At 68.4% G+C, this 16,929-nt stretch carries 18 protein-coding genes; 8 read left to right on the top strand and 10 right to left on the bottom strand.

Annotation, left to right across the window (positions count from 1 at the left end; all coding sequences use genetic code 11):
• Positions 1 to 41: 41 nt before the first annotated feature.
• Entirely contained in the window at positions 42 to 308 is a 267-nt protein-coding gene (locus tag ACLIVD_RS27580) for a helix-turn-helix domain-containing protein (RefSeq protein WP_009474442.1), read from the top strand.
• 25 nt (positions 309 to 333) lie between these two features.
• On the opposite strand, the gene ACLIVD_RS27575 is transcribed toward ACLIVD_RS27580, so the two are convergent.
• Entirely contained in the window at positions 334 to 960 is a 627-nt protein-coding gene (locus ACLIVD_RS27575; RefSeq protein ID WP_283331213.1) for a class I SAM-dependent methyltransferase, read from the bottom strand.
• Between the two features lie 63 nt (positions 961 to 1,023).
• Positions 1,024 to 1,932: an NADP-dependent oxidoreductase gene (locus ACLIVD_RS27570; protein WP_283331214.1), complete on the bottom strand. Its 909-nt coding sequence runs from the start codon at positions 1,930 to 1,932 to the stop codon at positions 1,024 to 1,026.
• 113 nt (positions 1,933 to 2,045) lie between these two features.
• On the opposite strand from ACLIVD_RS27570, the gene ACLIVD_RS27565 reads away from it, so the two are divergent.
• Positions 2,046 to 2,486, top strand: a complete 441-nt coding sequence (locus ACLIVD_RS27565) for a winged helix-turn-helix transcriptional regulator (protein ID WP_283331215.1) — start codon at positions 2,046 to 2,048, stop codon at positions 2,484 to 2,486.
• 10 nt (positions 2,487 to 2,496) lie between these two features.
• Here ACLIVD_RS27565 and ACLIVD_RS27560 read toward each other — a convergent pair whose 3' ends face one another.
• The 6 genes from ACLIVD_RS27560 to ACLIVD_RS27535 all read right to left on the bottom strand — a co-directional run bounded on the left by ACLIVD_RS27560 (position 2,497) and on the right by ACLIVD_RS27535 (position 8,053).
• Positions 2,497 to 3,771: an LLM class flavin-dependent oxidoreductase gene (locus ACLIVD_RS27560; protein WP_283331216.1), complete on the bottom strand. Its 1,275-nt coding sequence runs from the start codon at positions 3,769 to 3,771 to the stop codon at positions 2,497 to 2,499.
• Positions 3,771 to 4,697 carry a MetQ/NlpA family ABC transporter substrate-binding protein gene (locus ACLIVD_RS27555; RefSeq protein ID WP_491930948.1) on the bottom strand — a complete coding sequence of 309 codons (927 nt, stop codon included), beginning with the start codon at positions 4,695 to 4,697 and terminating at the stop codon, positions 3,771 to 3,773. The genes ACLIVD_RS27560 and ACLIVD_RS27555 overlap by 1 nt, the downstream gene beginning before the upstream one ends.
• A gap of 39 nt (positions 4,698 to 4,736) precedes the next feature.
• The gene (locus ACLIVD_RS27550) at positions 4,737 to 5,429 is read right to left on the bottom strand and encodes a methionine ABC transporter permease (RefSeq protein WP_283331219.1); all 693 of its coding nucleotides are present in this window, start codon (positions 5,427 to 5,429) and stop codon (positions 4,737 to 4,739) included.
• Positions 5,426 to 6,442 (bottom strand): methionine ABC transporter ATP-binding protein, encoded by a 1,017-nt coding sequence (locus ACLIVD_RS27545; protein ID WP_283331220.1) that lies wholly within the window; start codon positions 6,440 to 6,442, stop codon positions 5,426 to 5,428. The genes ACLIVD_RS27550 and ACLIVD_RS27545 overlap by 4 nt, the downstream gene beginning before the upstream one ends.
• 146 nt (positions 6,443 to 6,588) lie before the next feature.
• Entirely contained in the window at positions 6,589 to 7,515 is a 927-nt protein-coding gene (locus ACLIVD_RS27540; protein WP_283331221.1) for an LLM class flavin-dependent oxidoreductase, read from the bottom strand.
• 43 nt (positions 7,516 to 7,558) lie between these two features.
• Complete coding sequence (locus ACLIVD_RS27535) at positions 7,559 to 8,053, bottom strand: DUF3592 domain-containing protein (protein WP_491930947.1); 495 nt, start codon at positions 8,051 to 8,053, stop codon at positions 7,559 to 7,561.
• Between the two features lie 186 nt (positions 8,054 to 8,239).
• Between ACLIVD_RS27535 and ACLIVD_RS27530 the strand changes: the two genes are divergently transcribed.
• The 5 genes from ACLIVD_RS27530 to ACLIVD_RS27510 all read left to right on the top strand — a co-directional run bounded on the left by ACLIVD_RS27530 (position 8,240) and on the right by ACLIVD_RS27510 (position 13,535).
• A complete protein-coding gene (locus ACLIVD_RS27530) occupies positions 8,240 to 9,139 on the top strand; it encodes an LLM class flavin-dependent oxidoreductase (protein ID WP_283331223.1) in 900 nt (299 codons plus the stop codon).
• 28 nt (positions 9,140 to 9,167) lie between these two features.
• Complete coding sequence (locus ACLIVD_RS27525; RefSeq protein ID WP_491930946.1) at positions 9,168 to 10,397, top strand: acyl-CoA dehydrogenase family protein; 1,230 nt, start codon at positions 9,168 to 9,170, stop codon at positions 10,395 to 10,397.
• Between the two features lie 16 nt (positions 10,398 to 10,413).
• A complete protein-coding gene (locus ACLIVD_RS27520; protein WP_283331225.1) occupies positions 10,414 to 11,709 on the top strand; it encodes an LLM class flavin-dependent oxidoreductase in 1,296 nt (431 codons plus the stop codon).
• A gap of 27 nt (positions 11,710 to 11,736) precedes the next feature.
• The gene (locus tag ACLIVD_RS27515) at positions 11,737 to 12,465 is read left to right on the top strand and encodes an IclR family transcriptional regulator (RefSeq protein ID WP_283331226.1); all 729 of its coding nucleotides are present in this window, start codon (positions 11,737 to 11,739) and stop codon (positions 12,463 to 12,465) included.
• 113 nt (positions 12,466 to 12,578) lie between these two features.
• Positions 12,579 to 13,535 (top strand): TauD/TfdA dioxygenase family protein, encoded by a 957-nt coding sequence (locus tag ACLIVD_RS27510; protein WP_283331227.1) that lies wholly within the window; start codon positions 12,579 to 12,581, stop codon positions 13,533 to 13,535.
• Positions 13,536 to 13,586: 51 nt separating this feature from the next.
• Here ACLIVD_RS27510 and ACLIVD_RS27505 read toward each other — a convergent pair whose 3' ends face one another.
• A complete protein-coding gene (locus ACLIVD_RS27505; protein WP_349307386.1) occupies positions 13,587 to 14,414 on the bottom strand; it encodes an alpha/beta fold hydrolase in 828 nt (275 codons plus the stop codon).
• Between the two features lie 245 nt (positions 14,415 to 14,659).
• Between ACLIVD_RS27505 and ACLIVD_RS27500 the strand changes: the two genes are divergently transcribed.
• Positions 14,660 to 15,250 carry a C40 family peptidase gene (locus ACLIVD_RS27500; protein WP_283331229.1) on the top strand — a complete coding sequence of 197 codons (591 nt, stop codon included), beginning with the start codon at positions 14,660 to 14,662 and terminating at the stop codon, positions 15,248 to 15,250.
• A 71-nt stretch (positions 15,251 to 15,321) separates the two neighbouring features.
• Here the strand turns inward: ACLIVD_RS27500 and ACLIVD_RS27495 are convergent, their stop codons facing one another.
• Positions 15,322 to 16,911, bottom strand: a complete 1,590-nt coding sequence (locus ACLIVD_RS27495; RefSeq protein ID WP_283331230.1) for a GMC family oxidoreductase — start codon at positions 16,909 to 16,911, stop codon at positions 15,322 to 15,324.
• Positions 16,912 to 16,929: the final 18 nt, after the last annotated feature.

Below are 16,929 nucleotides of genomic sequence, written 5' to 3'. Positions count from 1 at the left end.
GTATAGGTATTTTCATACCGCTGCGGAGTTAGACTGCTCGCATGGTGCGTCTTCCTTTGACTCCGGAACAGCTGGCCGCAGGTAAGCGCCTCGGTCTTCAGCTACGGCAGGCGCGCGGGGATCGCACCCTCGCCGAGGTTGCGCAGGAGGCGGGGATCTCCCCGGAGACTCTGCGCAAGATCGAGACCGGGCGGATGGCGACACCCGCATTCACGACTGTCGCGGCCCTCGCCCGGGTGCTTCCCCTGTCGCTCGACGAGCTTGCCGACATCTGCCTTGCCCGTACCGGCCTCCGGCAAACCGGGTAGCAATTCTCCAGCCCGAGAAGGGATCTCACCGGGTGTGCTGCCGGAGTGCGGTGATGGCGCCGTGCGGCCTGTGGCCGCTCCCCGTTCGTGTATGGGTCTCGATCACCTCGAAGCCGGCCGTGACCAACTCCTGGCCGAGTTCCGCCACCGGCCACCGATAGGCAGTGGTCACAGCATGGTCGAAGGTCTCCACGGTTGCTCCTTCGAAGAAGCCCACCAACAACCCGCCGCCCGGCCGAATCACGCGCGCGAACTCGGCGAGCGGAGTCCGGATGTCCTGCGGACTGTGGTGAATGAGCGAGTACCACGACAGCACACCACCGAGTGATTCGTCCGCGGCGTCCACTGTCTCGAAGCCGCCGATGTCGAAGGAGAGGTGGGGATACTGCAGGCGAGCTCGTTCGACGAACTCGGGAACCAGATCGATCCCGCTCGCCGCCAGTCCGCACTCGGCCAAGAAATCCGTCCACTGCCCCGGACCGCACCCGGCGTCGACTACCGGACCTGTCAGGGTGGCGGCCCAGCTGCTCACCAAGGCCCGATCGGAGGGGTGTGTCGAACTCACGGAGCCGAAGAGGTCCGTGTACTCCTGGGATCTGGCCGAGTAGGACTCTCGGACCGTGTCGCATGGTGCGGCGCTCGTGTTCTCCATGCCGTCGATCATTGCGGAAAGTCGAGCGTCGTCCCTGGAACGTTGCGGCCGGGATGGCGAAGATCAGGGCTGAAGGACGTACTTCCCGCGTACGCCGCCCCGCGCGATCACGCGGTGGGCGTCGGCGACCCGATCGAGCGGTACGACGGCGTGCACCCGCGCCGGCAGGTGGCCGCTCGCGGTGGAGTCGAGGAGCTGGGCGAGCCGGGCACCGTCGGGCTGCGTCACCAGCACCCGGACGGTGACGCCGCGTTCCCCTGCCGGTGCCGCGCCCGGCTGCACGCCGACGAAGACGCCGCCGTCGCGAACCAGCGTGAGGCCCTGTTCCTGGAGTGCGGCACCGTCGGCCACCGCGTCCCAGGCGCGCGCCGCCTCCGTGGTGAAGTCGGCGCCGAGGCCCCGGACGAATTTCTCGTCTTCGGCGCGGGCGAGTCCAGTGACCCGCCAGTCGCGGTCCTGGGCGAGTGTCACGACGTTCGCCCCGACCGCTCCAGCGGCCCCGGTCACCAGCAGGCTCCGGCCTCCACCGTCACCGAGCAGATCGACCAGCTGGTCTGCAGCGAGGCCGCCGAGCGGAACCGTTGCGGCGGTGGCCAGGTCGAGGCCGTCCGGCACGAGAGCGGTGTCGCTCGCCGGGACGACCAGCTGCTCGGCGTACGTGCCGAAGTCCCGGTCGAAGCCGGCGACCAGCCCCGCGACGCGGCTGCCGACCGGGATGTCGACGTCCGGACCAGCCGCGGTGACGGTACCGGCGAAGTCCCAGCCCAGGCCGGTGTGGTCGGGCTGGTCGATCAGCCCGAGCCGGTGGAACACCCCGGCGGCGAGCGCCAGGTCGACGGGGTTGACCGCGGCCCCGGCGATCTCGACCCGGACCTGGCCCGGCCCGGGCTCGACGACGGGTACGTCGATGATCTCGATGGAGTCGGGACCGCCCGTGGTGCGGACGACGGCGGTGCGGAAGGTGGTGGACATGTTGCCTCCTGTGGACCGGGATTTGTGCTGCAACTCCACGATGGAGGGGTTACTCTCCAATGGAAAGTACGCACTTCAGAGTGCGTAGGTCACCGCACGGGAAGGAGCGGTCGATGCCGACAACAACGGCGGCCCAGGAGCGGGCGCAGGCGAAGGTGGAGTACGAGGCGTTCCTGGCGACCTGTCCCAGCCGCCAGCTCCTCGACCGGATCTCCGACAAGTGGGTGACGCTGGTCCTGGCCGCGCTGGGCAGCGACGGCCCACACCCGGACGAAGACTGCGTCGGCGAGCCGCGGCGGATGCGCTACTCGGAGCTGTCTCGCCGGCTGGCCGGAGTCAGTCAGAAGATGCTCACCCAGACGCTGCGCTCCCTCGAACGCGACGGCCTGCTCACCCGCACGGTGACGCCGACCGTGCCTGTCACGGTCACCTACGAGCTGACCGACCTCGGACTCTCGCTCCACTCCGTCATCCGCGGGATCAAGGCGTGGGCGGAGGCGCACATGGACGAGGTGCTTGCCAACAGAAACACGTACGACACCCGCGTCGGCTAGCGCGCTGAACCTAACCACTCACGGGGAGCGGAGCGCCCTCGAAGCGTTCGCGGAGGGTGGATTCGGCGTACTCGTACCGGAAGATCCCCTTCGCGCGGAGGATCGGCACGACGTGATCGACGAAATCGGTGAGCCCGGAAGGGAATCCGTCCGGCATCAGGTTGAATCCGTCCGCCGCGCCAGCCAGGAACCATTCCTCGATGGTGTCGGCGATCTGCTCGGGTGAGCCGACGACCAGCCGGTGACCGAAGCCGCCCGCCTTGCGAAGCAGTTCGGACACCGAATACCGGCTCTCGAGCGCCAGCCGCACGACGGCCTCCCGGAACCCCAGCGAGCCGGAGAACGACGGATCGACCGGGGCGAGAAGCAACTCCTCCGGGATCGGCCGGTCCGGGTCGAGGGAGCTCAGGTCGACACCGAGCATGCCGCCCAGCCGTTCGGCGGAGAAACCGTCGGCGGCCTTGGATTCCCAGTCCTCGTACCGGGCGATCGCCTCGGCCTCGGTGCTCCCCACCACCGTGACGAGCCCGGGAAGGATCTTCACCGCCTGGGGATCCCGACCGGCTGCGCGGGCGACATCCTTCACTTCCCGGTAGTGCTGACGCCCGGCGTCGAGCGTGAGCTCCGCCGAGAACACCGCGTCGGCGCTGCGACCGGCCAGCGCGCGGCCCTGCGGGGAGCCGCCGGCCTGCACGAGCAGGGGGTGGCCCTGAGGCGACGGCGGCACGGGCAGTGCGCCGTGAACGTGGAAGTACTCCCCGTCGTGGTGCACCGGGACCCGGGTGGTCGCCGATTCCCACAGCGCGGTGACGACGTCCACGAACTCCGTGGCCCGGCGATACCGCGACTCGCGGTCGGGAATCCGGGAGAGACCGAAGTTGTGGGCGGTCCCGGCGTGGAACGTGGTCACCACATTCCACGCCACCCGTCCACCGGACACGACGTCGAGGGAAAGGAACCGGTCCGCCAGATCGAACGGATCGTTGAACGTCGTCGACGCCGTGCCGATCAGCCCGAGGTGCTCGGTCGCGCTCGCCACCACCCCGAGCACGGTGGTGGGTTCGAGGGCCCGCGTCGGCTTCACGGCGGGATCCTCGCGGAGCGCAGGACCGTCCGCGAGGAACAGCGCGTCGAGGGTGCCGCGCTCGGCGATCGTCGCGACCTCGGTGTAATAGTCCGGGTCGATGAACGACGTCGGGTGCAGGTCGGGAGCCCGCCACGCGGACGGGTGGAAACCCACGTCCAGCACGTTGACGTTGAGGATGACCTCTCGTTGCGCGGGCATCAGCCGGCCGGCTTCGCGGCCGCGCCGTCGATGTTGGTCTGGCTGCGGTCGGTGGCTCGCGCCGATTCGATGCTCTGCGCCACCCGGGAGAAGAACGGGTCGCTGTCGATGAGCTGGCCGATCCGCGGGTCGTGGTAGGTGTCGAGCAGCGGCGCGAAGTCGGGGTTGTCCTTGTTCTTCTCGTTGATGACGACCTCGATCCAGTACAACTCGTAGGCGGGGGCGTTGAAGACGATCTTGTCGTCGGGGACGTCGGCGAGGTCGAAGTTGGACCGCCAGCCCAGTGCCAGGTCGACGTCGGGCAGCGTGCGCGGCAACTGCGCCAGCGCGGCCTCGGTGAACTCGAACGACTTCGGGTTGTCCTTCACGTCGCGGATGGTCACGCGCGACGGGTCGACACCGTCCTTCAGGGTCAGCTGGCCGAGATCCTGCAGGGTCTGCAGTGCCTGCGCCTGATTCGACGGGTCGTCGGGGATGGCGACCTTCGCGCCCTTCGGGAGATCCTCGAGCTTGCCGTACTTCTCGGAATATCCCGAGAACTTGAGGACGTACCAGTCTCCGGCCGCATGCAGTCCGAGGTTGCCGTCCTCGTTCTGCACGCGCATCCACTCCTGATGCTGGCTGTGGTTGGCGTCGATGTCGCCCTGGGAGACCGCGAGATTCTTGAGCTTCGAATCCTCGATCTGCACGGGTTCGACGGTGATGCCGTGGTCGGGGGCGAGTTTCGCGACTTCCTTGGCGAGCTTCTCGTCCAGGATCGATCCGGCGGTGTATCCGATCTTGAACGTCGTCTGCGGGCCGTCACCTTCGGTTCGGTCGTTGCCCCCGACCGCGCCGCACGCGGTGAGGAGGAGAAGCAGTGTGGCCGTCAGTCCGCCTGCCGCCACAGCACGGGCGCGCGTCACCGAGCGGGGTCGAGTCGTCATGGGTGTTGTCCTCTGATCTGGGTGAATGTGAAGGAAGGCTCAGCGCCGGTTGGTGAGGCGGGCGGCCAGGTCGCCGACGAGCTGGATGACCTGGACCAGTACCACGAGGGCGATGACCGTCGTGATCATCACGGTGTTGTCGAATCGGTTGTAGCCGTAGGCGATGGCGAGGTTGCCGATGCCGCCTGCGCCCACCGCTCCCGCGATCGCCGACATGTCGAGGATGCCGATCAGCGCGATGGTCAGAGCGCCGATGATGGTCGGAACAGCTTCGTGGAGTTGCACTTTGCGGATGATCTGAAAGTTCGACCCGGCCGAGGCCCGGCCCACTTCCACCACTTCGGGGGGAACGTCCCGCAGCGAATTCTCGATCAGACGCGCGACGTACGGTGTCGCGGCCAGCGTCATCGGAACCGCCGCCGCCTGCACCCCGAGCGAGGTGCCGACGACGAATCGGGTGAACGGAATGATGGCGGCCATCAGCACCAGGAAGGGCAGCGATCGACCGAGGTTGACCACCCAGCCCGCCACCGCGTTGACCGCCGGGTTGGGGAACAGCCCCCGGGGCGCGGTGTTGTGCAGGATGACCGCCAGCGGAGTGCCCAGCAGGATCGCCAGGATCACCGTGATCCCGACCATCTGCACGGTCTGCTGCAGGGCGGGGAGGAACAGCTCGGGAAGTTCCTCGACCGGAGTCGAAATGGCGAGAACGACACTGTCCGGGGCGCTCATGCCGCGGCCTCCTCGGTGGTCCGCGCGGACGCGTCGTCGTCGACCCGGGTTCCGTGCAGACCCCAGGACGACAGCAGGTCGCCGACGGACGGATGCTCACCGGCCACCGAGATGGTGACCCGCCCCGCCGGGCGCCCGCCGACCGATTCCACGGTCCCGGACAGCACGCCGATCGACCGGCCGGTGGTCTTGCCGAGAAGCTCGATCCAGTTGGTGGGAACGGTGTCGGAGCCGTAGGTGACGTGCCAGAGCACGTCCCGGTCCTCCGCGGTGATGTGGGAACGATCGGGGAGGAGGCCGACGCCGAGTTCGGAGTGCGGATCGCGGAGGAGTTCGATCACCGGGCCCGATTCCACCACCCGCCCCGCGTCGAGGACGGTGACGACGTCCGCGACCTGCCGGACGACATCCATTTCGTGGGTGATCAGCACGATCGTCAGCCCGAGGTCGTCGCGCAGTTCGCGCAGCAACGCGAGGATGGATCGCGTGGTATTGGGATCGAGCCCCGACGTTGCCTCGTCCGACACCAGGACCTTGGGAGCGAGTGCCAGCGAGCGGGCAATCCCCACGCGCTGCCGCTGCCCGCCGGACAGCTGCCGGGGGTAGAGGTCGGCCTTGTCGGACAGTCCCACCCGCTCGAGCAGCTCCGCCACCCGTGTTCGCCGCTCGGAGCGGCCCACACCGGCGAATTCGAGGGGCAGGGCCACATTCTCCGCCGCCGTGCGGCGGGCGAGGAGGCTCGACGCCTGGAAGATCGTGCCGATCGCGCGACGCTGATCCCGGAGCCGGCGTTCGGACAGTCCCGAGACGTCGGTGCCGTCGAGCAGAATGCGGCCCTCGGACGGACGCTCCAGCAGGCTGATGATGCGCGACAGCGTGGTCTTGCCCGCACCGCTCTGTCCGATCACCGCCGCGATCTGGCCGGTGCCGACGGAGAAGTCGATGTCGTGGAGCACTTCGACGGAACGGGATCTGTTCCCGAATCGTTTCGTGACGGAACGGACTTCGATCATGCTGAACCACCTGTGTCGGATGACGGCACCTCGGTCGGCCGTCGGGACGGAAATCCCGGCCCGTGGACGGGCCGGTGGATTCCCGAAACGATAGGCGTGGGTAAACGGAAAGTCATGCCTAAGAATCGACTTGATCGGAAGGACCGTTAGTTCTGCGCGCCCGGATAGACCGGACGGCGGTGGGCCGGCGCCGGCGCCGGATCGGGCAGCCGCAGCGTCGCCCGGAGTGACCGCTGCCGGTACCCGCGGGGCCGAGCCGGCCTCGTCCACGCGGCGAACCCGGCGTCGAGGTCGGTGACGGTCGCGATGTGACCGTCCACGTCGGTGGCGCCTGGATCGTCGACGACGAACAGCAAGGCGCGCTCGCGCACAGCCTGCCCGTGACGGTCGACCTGGCTGCCGTCCAGCACGACGATGTCGGAAACCTCGGCGGCGGAGACGATGTCGTCGCCGTCCTGCGCCCACCACGCGACGGGAATCTTCTGCTGCGGCGGGGTGGGCACGTTGAGGGGGCCGGCGATGTCGAAGACCCCGCGGTGGTCGGCGTAGACGATCCGGTCGGAATCGGCGAAACGCACGTCGTGCGGGCGTCCACGGATCGTGTCGGCCGGCCAGCTCTCCCACAGTGTGCGGGAGGCGTGGATCGCATCGGTCGTGGCTGCGGGACTCGGTCCGGCATCGATCCAGACCCCCGCAGAAGCCAGGTTTCCCGGCGCCGATCGGTCTTCCACACCGGTGAGCCAGCCGACCCGGCCGCGGCTGGTGTGATCGAGCGATGCGAGCCGGCGAGCCAGGTTGTACGGGTGGTCGAGGTGGGGAACCGCGGTGACGAATACACCGACATCGTCGGTGGCGGCGATCAGTGCTGCGGCGGACACGCTGGGCGACAGGGCGGCGGTGGGCCGGGGAGCGGTCCGCGACACCCGCTCGACGCCGAGCAGGACGAAGTCCGCGCCCGTGCGGGTGATGAATGCGGCGAGTTCGTCGATCCGGCCGCGGCGAATGGCGTCGACGAGCAGGCGCTCACCGAGTGCGAGTCCGTGGAAGGTCCTGCTGCGCTGGATCACACTCATCGGAGGTCTCCCGTTGTCGGTTTGAGGGTCTGCTGACGTGATGTCAAGGGGTATCTCCTGAGAAGAGGGTGGATGTCGCGAGGGTGAGGGATGTCAGTCCCAGGATCACCAGCAACATCGATACGGACGCACTGCGCCGGAGGACGCTGGACCGCGGATCCCGCGGGTCGTACCACAGCCAGAGAGACTGTCCGGCAACGAATTCGCCCCTACCTGCATCGGACAGCGAGGCGCCGAGCGTCGAGCCGGGATCGAATGTCCGCCGCTGACCGACGAACTCGTCGCTTCCGACCCGATACGAGTAGGTGATCGACGGTCGTACATCGACGACCGAGCACTCGGACCCGGTCCACGACCGGGATCTCCACAGCGCGAGGACGCCCGGAACCCCACGGAACAGGAGGAACGCACCCGCGATGATCCAGACGGTGATCACACGGGCGACGGTACGGCCCGCCTCGGTGTGTCGTACAGCCTTCGCCGCAGCGTGAGCGGAACACGGAACCTGCGCGTCTCGTTCGATTCCCGCTCCGGACATCCACGACTTCGGCAACGCGGCCAACTCTGTGCCCTGGTTCTACGACACGTGACGGAACGCAAGTGACTGATGTTGGGGGACAGAACTTTTCATATCGACACACGTCCAGAATCAGACTGAGCGCAACGCTCGTCCCGTGAGCGATGCTCTGGGAAGGTAACGACTATCGCGGAAAGGGGAACCGTCATGAGCCGACATTCCGTCGTCGGACTGCACGTCGACGCCGCAGTCGTCACCGAACTGCTCGACCCGAGGCAGCCGGCGCGGCGAGAAGAGTTCGGGCGCGGCATCGACGAGTCGGGAATCGACTTCGTCGTTCTCGGCGGTGACCGCCTGGACGCGGGGCAGCCGAGTCACGCGACGATCGATGCGACCGTGGCCGCCACCGTCCTGGCACGTCACACGACGTCGGTCGGACTGGTGGTGGCCGGTGCTCCCGTCCGCGATCACCCGTTCAATCTCGCGCGCCGCCTCGGCTCGCTCGACCACGGATCCCACGGCAGGGCCGGGTGGCTGATCGGCTCGGGCCCGGTGGACGCCGCGGTCGATGCCGTGTCGGTGGTCCGGAAGTTGTGGGAGAGCTGGCCGGGCGACAGCATCGTCGACGACGCCGAGCGCGGCGTCTTCGCGGAATCCGAGCGGATCGTCTATATCGATCATGCGGGCACGTTCTCCGTGTCGGGCCCCCTCAACGTCCCCGAGCCACCGCAACGCAAGCCGCCCGTCTTCTGGCGCCCCGCGAACGAGGCCGAACTGGTGGCGGCGCGGCGCACGGCCGACGCCGTGATCCTCGCGGACGAGGATGCGGTGCGCCGCTATCGGGCGCACTTCGACCCCGATGCCGCCCGTGACCAGGTGGTACTGACCGACCGGCACTGGGCGCCCGGCGGCGTTTCCCCTCTGGCGACGGAGGCCGACGGTGTCGTCTTCCGAGGGGCCACCACGGCAACCCTGCCCGCCCTGCTCGGCGCGGTACGGCGGGAACCGATCCTCCGGGACCCGCGGCGCACCCTGCGTGACCGCCTGGGCTTGCAGGCGGCGGAGACCGTACTGTCCGGCGGCCGCAGCGCGTTCCCGGTCAGCTGAGCATTCCACCGAAGACAGGAGATTCACCATGACAGCGGTATCCGAGACCCCCGCGCCGGAGGCGGTGCGTCCGCCGGCCCGCGGCTCCGCCGAACTGGCGGCCGTGATCGCCGTGATCGCCGAGGACGCCGCGCGGCGGCGCGCCCGTGGCGGGACCGAGGGCCCGCAACGGGCCGTCGAGTTGATCCGCGAACACCGGCTCGGGGCCGTGCGGGTGCCGCGGGAACACGGCGGCGGTGGCTACACCTTGCAGGCTCTCTTCGATCTGGTGATCGACCTCGCCGAGGCCGATCCCGATGTGCCACACATCGTCAGGGTCCACTACGCGTTCGTCGAGGAAGTGCTGCGTGCCCCACGCACGGAGCGCAAGGACGCATGGTTGCCGGAGATCCTGTCGGGCACACTGTTCGGTGGCGCATCCTCGGAACTGAGCACCCGCGCCGTCGGCTCCTACAGCTTCGAAACCACTCTGACACCGGATCCCGGCGGATACCGCCTGAACGGGGTCAAGTTCTACAGCACCGGTTCGCTGTACTCCGATTTCATCCGGGTCTCCGCCAACCTCCCGGACGGCAAGGCGCTCAGCGCCATCGTTCCCGCCGACCGGGCGGGCATCGTCCACAAGGACGACTGGGACGGAATCGGCCAGCGCCACACCGGCAGCGGGACGACGGTGTTCGAGAACGTTGCCATCGAGGAGTCCGAGACGCTGCCGTTCCGCGGTGGCGACGAGGAGACCCGGCCGCGGCAGGCGCTTCCCCAGTTGTACCTGCACGCGATCGCGGCGGGCATCCTCCGCACCGTCACGGCCGAGTCCGCCGAGCTGATCCGCGGCCGCAAGCGCAGCTTCGTGTTCGCAGTGGCCGAGGAACCACGGCACGACCCGCAGTTGCTCGAGATCGTCGGAACCCTCTCTGCGGCCGCCTTCGCGGCGGAGTCCGTGGTCCGGGCGGCCGCCGCAGCACAGGATGTGGCCGCGGACGTCGCGCGCACCTCCGGCGTCGACGCCCGACTCGAGCAGGAGGCCGCGGTACTGGCCGCCAAGGTGAAGGTCGCCATCGAGGACATCGCGCTCCGAGCGGCCACCCGACTGTTCGAGGTCGGCGGCGCCTCGGCCACCCGGGAGTCGGCGCACCTGGACAGGCACTGGCGCAACCTGCGAACCCTGTTCTCCCACAACCCGACGGTGTACAAGGCGCGGGTGATCGGCGACCTCGTGGTCAACGAGACCCCGCTTCCGGACACCGGATTCTTCTGATTCGGAAGGCACTGCCGTGAGTAGATCCCGACGCCAACTGGTGCTCAACGTGAACGTGCTCGACGTGGGAATCGCCCCCGGAGCGTGGACGCTCGACGACGTGCACGCGCACTCGTTCGTCGACCTCGATCACTTCACCAGGATCGCGCAGATCGCCGAGCGTGGCACCCTCGACGCGTTCTTCCTCGCCGACGGTCCCGGCTTCTGGGAGAACCCCCGGGTGAAGCCGACCCGGGCGCTGGAACCGTCGGTGATCCTGGCGGCCGTGGCGACGGCCACCGAGAACCTGGGCCTGATCGGGACCGCCTCCACCACGTTCAACGACCCGCGCGATCTCGCCGAACGCTTCCTCTCCCTCGACTACCTGAGCGGCGGCCGGGTGGCGTGGAACGTGGTCACCACGTATTCGCCGACGGCCGCGGCCAATTTCGGATTCGACCAGATTCCGGACCGCGACTACCGCTATCGCCGCTCCGAGGCGTTCGTCGGCGTGGTGACCGCGCTGTGGGAGAGCGCCCGGAGCGGTGTCCCGGTGTCGCATCACAGCGAATTCTTCGACGTCGACGGCGTGCTGCGGGTGCCGTCGTCGGAGCAGGGACAGCCGCCCCTCATCCAGGCAGGCGGGTCACCCGCCGGCCGTGCCCTCGCCGGACGCACCGCGCACGGCGTCTTCTCCGCGGAGCTGACGCTCGACGCCGGGCGCAGGCACTACAAGCACGTCAAGGACGTGGCGCGGGCGGGCGGCCGCAATCCCGACGACGTGAAGATCCTGCCCGGGCTGATCACGGTCATCGGCTCGACCGAAGCGGAGGCCGTCGCTCGACACGAACAACTCCGCACCCACGTCCCCGCGAAGTTCGGCTGGGACCGGCTGAGTCTGACCCTCGGAGTCCCGCTCGCGGAACTCGACCTCGACCAGCCGATCCCGGCATCGCTGCTGGACGGGCCGCCCGACCCGGCGACGTTCGCGGGTTCCCTCGGGTTCCGCGAATCAGTGGTCGGGCTGGCGCGTGAGCGGAATCTGACCGTGGCCCAGCTCCTTCGCGAGTTGGACGGCGGTGGCGGGCACCGCGCCGTGATCGGCACACCGGGACAGGTGGCCGACACCATCGAGGCGTGGTTCCGCGCCGAGGCGGCCGACGGATTCAACCTGATGCCCGACGCGTTGCCGTCCGGACTCGACACCTTCGTCGACGAAGTGGTGCCCCTGCTCCGCAAGCGGGGGCTCTTCCGCCACGAATACGCGGAGAAGACCCTGCGTGAGCGTTTCGCTGTGCCGCTTCCCGAGTACGGCGCCGCACGGTCGGCCTGAGTTCGTTCAGACGGTAAGGAGGGCCTCGTGACGTCACCGCGGTCGGGCTCGCAGGCGGTGGAACGGGCAATCGCGGTACTCGCCTGCTTCGAGGGCGCCACCGACCTGACCGTCAGCGCGCTCGCCGCCCGCACCGGGTTGGCCGTCAGCACCGCGTATCGCATCGTGCAGGCCCTCGTCCGCGGCGGACTACTCGAGCGTGACGAGCGGACCGACTGCTATCGGGTGGGGCCGAGCCTGATCTCCCTCGCCGTCCCATCGCTGGGGCGTCTCGACGCCGAATCGTTCGCCCCGCATCTGTATTCGCTCGCCGCGCATGTGAAGCTGACGACCAGCCTCGGGGTCGCGAGGGACGACGTCGCGGTCACCGTCTTCTCGGCACGCCCACCCGAACGGTTCTGCACGCATCAGCTGCCCGGGGCACGCCAACCGCTGCAGAGCAGCGTGATGGGGATGGCGATCCTGGCGTTCGGCACGGCGTCCGCACGGCGAAGCAGTTCGGTGACGGCGTCCTCCGACCTCGAACGGGTCCGGAGGCTGGGGTACGCCGCGGCTTTCTCCTCCGAGAACCGGGACGTGCTCGCCGTCGCGGTTCCCGTTCTCGACCCCGAGGGACGGCCCCGCGGCGCGTTGGGGGTCCAGGCACTGCGCCGGCGACTCACCGACGAACTGGTGCGGGAGATCGTGCCGCCGATGCGCGGCGTCGCGGCGCGGATCGGCGCAGGGGCCGGAACTGCATTTCCCGCGTTCCGGTAGGGAAAAACTCAGGGTGAACCTTTTTCGCATTGTGAAAATACCGTTGTAGCACCGTGGTTCGGGATTCGATGATGATCGCGACGTATCGATTCAGCCCGAAACCAGGAGTACTCATGACACTCACCACCGCCGCGCCCGCCGACTCGGATCGGACCGCCGACGCCGCACTCGAGGTCCGTCCCGTCGCCGGGCACATCGGCGCCGAGATCTCCGGAATCGACCTCCGGAAAGAACTGGCCGACAACGAGGTAGCGCAGGTCCGCGACGCCCTGCACCGCTACAAGGTCCTGTTCTTCCGCGACCAGGAGATCGGGCATGCCGAACAGATCGCGTTCTCGCGGAAGTTCGGTGACGTGACGCCGTCGCACCCGTACGACGACGAAGCCCCCGAGGGTTTCCCGCAGATCCTCGCTGTCGACAGCCGCAAGTACGAGAAGCGCTTCGGGCGCAAGAAGTACAGCTACGACAACAAGTGGCACACGGATGTCACCGCTTTGATCAACCCGCCTGCCGGCACGATCCTGCGCGCCCACATCGTCCCGGAGCAGGGCGGCGACACCCAGTGGACGAACCTCGTCGCCGCATACGAGGGTCTGCCGGACTCGCTGAAGGGCCTCGTCGACGGTCTCCGCGCTGAGCACCGGTTCGGCGGACGGCACCCGCAGTGGGCCGAGGACAGCAGCTACGCCCAGAAGACGCGGGAGAACCCGCTCGTCACCGAACACCCGGTGGTCCGAGTGCACCCGGTGACGGGGGAGCGGGCACTGTTCGTCACCCCCGGTTTCACCAGCCGGATCGTCGGGGTCTCGCCGTCGCAGAGCGACCGCCTGCTGGACCTGCTGTTCGCCGAGGTGACGAATCCCGCCTACACGGTGCGGTTCCGCTGGGCGCCGGGCAGCCTCGCGTTCTGGGACAACCGTGCCACCGCCCACCTCGCGCCCACCGACCTCGACCACCTCGACGTCACCCGCGTCCTGTACCGCACCACCCTCGAGGGCGACGTTCCCGTCGGCCCCGACGGCAAGGAGTCCACGTCCCTCGCCGGTGCGGCGTTCCGCGGCGAGAAGTAGGCGGCTCCGCCGCCCGTGCGTGGTTAACGAGTCTCTGCACTCGTCAACCACTCACGGGCTGCGGAGTGCCCGGCGGAGGGTATCGGCGAACGTGGTGGGGTCGTGAATCAGCCAGCCGTGGCCGCCCGTCACGGTGAGGACGGGCGGATTGCGGAGTGCCTTCCGCATCGACTCGAAGCTGGCGAGCGGAATCGTCCGGTCCCCGCGACCCCAGACGAGGGACACCGGTAGGCCCCGGTCGGCGAGGACACCGAGTTCGTGGCGCAGGTCCGCCCGTCTGGCCAGGTGTGCCGTGCGCCAGACCGCACCGGGATCTCGCAGCGTGTTGGGCAGGAAGCCGTTGACGAGTGACGCGGCCGTGTGGGTGATGGTCCGGATCGACAGCGCCTCACCCAGGGCCGACGCGCCCCAGTCCCACAGCGGCCTGTCGCCGATGGGCCGTATTCCCCAGCCGTCGGACGACCAGGCGCCACCGCCGACGGAGTTGACGAGCACCAGGCGTTCGACCCGCTCCGGAAGGTCGTGGGCAGCCTGAATGGCGACGCCCCCGCCGAAGGAGTGGCCGACCAGTGTGATCGGTTCGCTGATTCCCGCCTCGTCCAGGAACCGTCCCAGCCAGGCCGCGTAACCGGCGAAGGTCCGCGCCTCGGGCGGATGGTCGGGAGTTCCGCCGAAGCCGGGGAGCGTCGGAGTGAGGACGCGGTGCCCGTGCTGGGCGAGCATCGACAGGCTGCGGCCGTACACCCGCGGGGTGAGCCCCCATCCGTGCAGGAAGACGACGGGCGAGCCGCGCCCCACGACGGTGAGGGTCGCGGCGTCCGCAACTGCGGGTTCCCCGAAGATCTCGGGTTCTGAGTTCTGGATCAGTGACACGCCCAACAGCGTGGACGACGCGCATGCCTTCGGTAACGGGCCGAATTGCCTGAAGGCATACCTGTTTCTGGGGTTTCATGACGGACCGGTCGGTTCGAGATCTGATCGTTATATACCTGGATTGCGAAAACAGGTATGTGTATGGGCCATTCGGCCGTTGTCCGCTGAGTCCGTGACCGGGATGTTATCTAACGTCTCGTCCGAGCGGCACTGATGTCGCCGGAACCTCATGAATTGAAGGACTCAGCTCAATGGCCAAGCATAGATTGCGTCGGGGCAATCGTCTGCAGTTTTCGACCGGCAGTCTTCTGATTGCCGCCGGTGTGGGAGTGGGAGCTTTTCTGCTTCCCGTTGCTCCCGCTGCAGCGGAGCCGATCACGATCCCAGGGATTGGGACGTTCGAGGTACCAGGCGTGCCGCCAGTGCCTCCGGCTCCGGCTCCGGCTCCGAACCCAGGGCCCCTCCCGGGACCCCTGCCGGCCCCGCCGGCGTTGCCGTCCACCCACGGCGCGCAGGCTCTCGCGGCCGCCGAATCGAAGATCGGATCGCCGTACGTCTGGGGCGCAACCGGGCCGAACGCCTTCGATTGCTCGGGTCTGGTGCAGTGGGCGTACAAGCAGGCAGGCATCTCGGTACCCCGCACCACCTACGACCAGGTGAACGGTGGCTCGCCCGTCGACAAGGGCAGCCTGCAGCCGGGTGATCTCGTCCTGTTCAACGGGGCGAACCACGTCGGGCTCTACGCCGGGAACGGCACGGTCGTCCACGCGCCCACGTCCGGGCAGCCGGTGAAGCAGGCGCCCCTCGATTCGATGCCGTTCTACGCGGCGCGCCGGTACTGAGGCGGCTCCGCCGCCCGTGCGCCTTTCTGGTTGCCAGCGCTACCAAAAAGGCGCACGGGGCGCGAAGCGCCCTACGAGTTCCGGATCAGATCCGACGCCCGCTCACCGATGAGGACGGAGGGTGCGTGGGTGTGCCCGCGGATGATGGCGGGCATGATCGACGCGTCGGCGACGCGCAGTTTGTCGACCCCTCGCACCCGCAGGTCGGGCGTGACGACGCTGGCGTCGTCGTTGCCCATGCGGCACGTCCCGACCGGGTGGTAGAGGGTGTGGGCATTCTCCTGCAGTGCCCGCGCGAGAATCTCGTCGAGTGGCGTGCTCGGCGTGACCGCCGGGCGAATCATGTTGCCGAGCCTCGACTTCAGCGCCGGAGCCGATGCGAGGGCGTCGCACAGGCGTAGTCCTTCGAGCATCGCCCGCCGGTCGACTCCGTCGCTGTCGCTGAGGTAGCGGGGATCGATGATCGGCTTGGCGAGGGGATCGGCCGACCGAAGCGAGATCTCGCCTCGACTCTCGGGTTTCACGAGGATGGCGCCGATCACCGCGGCGTGACCGGTCGCCGGGATGAGGCCCTCGTCGAAGAACGGCGCCGGCCCGAAGATCATCTCGAGGTCGGGCAGTGCCAAATCGTCCCGACTGCGCGTGAATCCGTACGCCTCGCCCACATTCGACGTGAGCATGCCGCGGCGACGGGTCAGGTAGTTGAGCAACTCGGGGATCTTCTCGGCGGTGAACAGCGAGTCCGAGTCGACGCTGTAGCCGAGGAACGACACCAGATGGTCGAGCAGATTCTTCCCGACCTCCGGCAGGTGCTGCTGCACCGCGATTCCGTGCTCGCGCAACTGTGCCTCGTCGCCGATGCCCGACAGCATGAGGAGTTGCGGGGAGTTGATCGCCCCGCCGGCGAGGATCACTTCCTTCGCGGCGCGGATGGTGCGTCGCACCCCGTCCTTCTCGTACTCGACGCCGACGGCGGCGGTGCCCTCGAACAGCACCCGGGTGGCCTGGGCACCGGTGAGGACGGTCAGATTCTTCCGTTTCAGCGCCGGCCGGAGGTAGGCGTCGGCGGTGCTCCACCGGGCGCCCCGCTTCTGCGTGACCATGGTCTGTGAGAAACCCTCGGGCCGAGTGGTGTTCGCCCGTTCGACGGGGTAGCCGGTCTCCTCGGCGGCCGCGAGGAACGACCCGGTGAGGGCGCGGGGGCTCCGCTGGTGCGAGACGACGATCGGTCCGCCGGTTCCGCTGTCGGCGTCCGACGCGTCCTGCACGTTCTCGATGCGGCGGAAGTACTTGACCACTTCCTTGAACGACCAGGAGTCGTCGCTGAGTTCGGCCCACTCGTCGTAGTCGGCGGCGAACCCGCGCACCCACATCATCGCGTTCATCGACGACGAGCCGCCGAGCATCTTGCCGCGCGGCCAGTAGATCGTCCGCCCGCCGAGCCCGGGTTGCGGCTCGGTCAGGTAGTCCCAATCCAACTCACTGCGAAACAGTTTCGAGAATGCGGCGGGGATGTGCGCGAACTTGTCCTTGTCCTCACCGCCGGCCTCGAGGACCACGACCTCGCTGCCGGAGTCGGCGCTGAGCCGGTCGGCCAGCACGGCACCTGCCGAACCCGACCCCACGATCACGTAGTCGGCCACAGACAGTTCCTGATTCATCGTTCATCTCCACTTCGA

It is taken from the genome of Rhodococcus sp. G6(2025), from assembly GCF_058628105.1.
The sequence above is the reverse complement of the archived record's forward strand: the minus strand, read 5'-3'. Positions and strand labels throughout refer to the sequence as shown.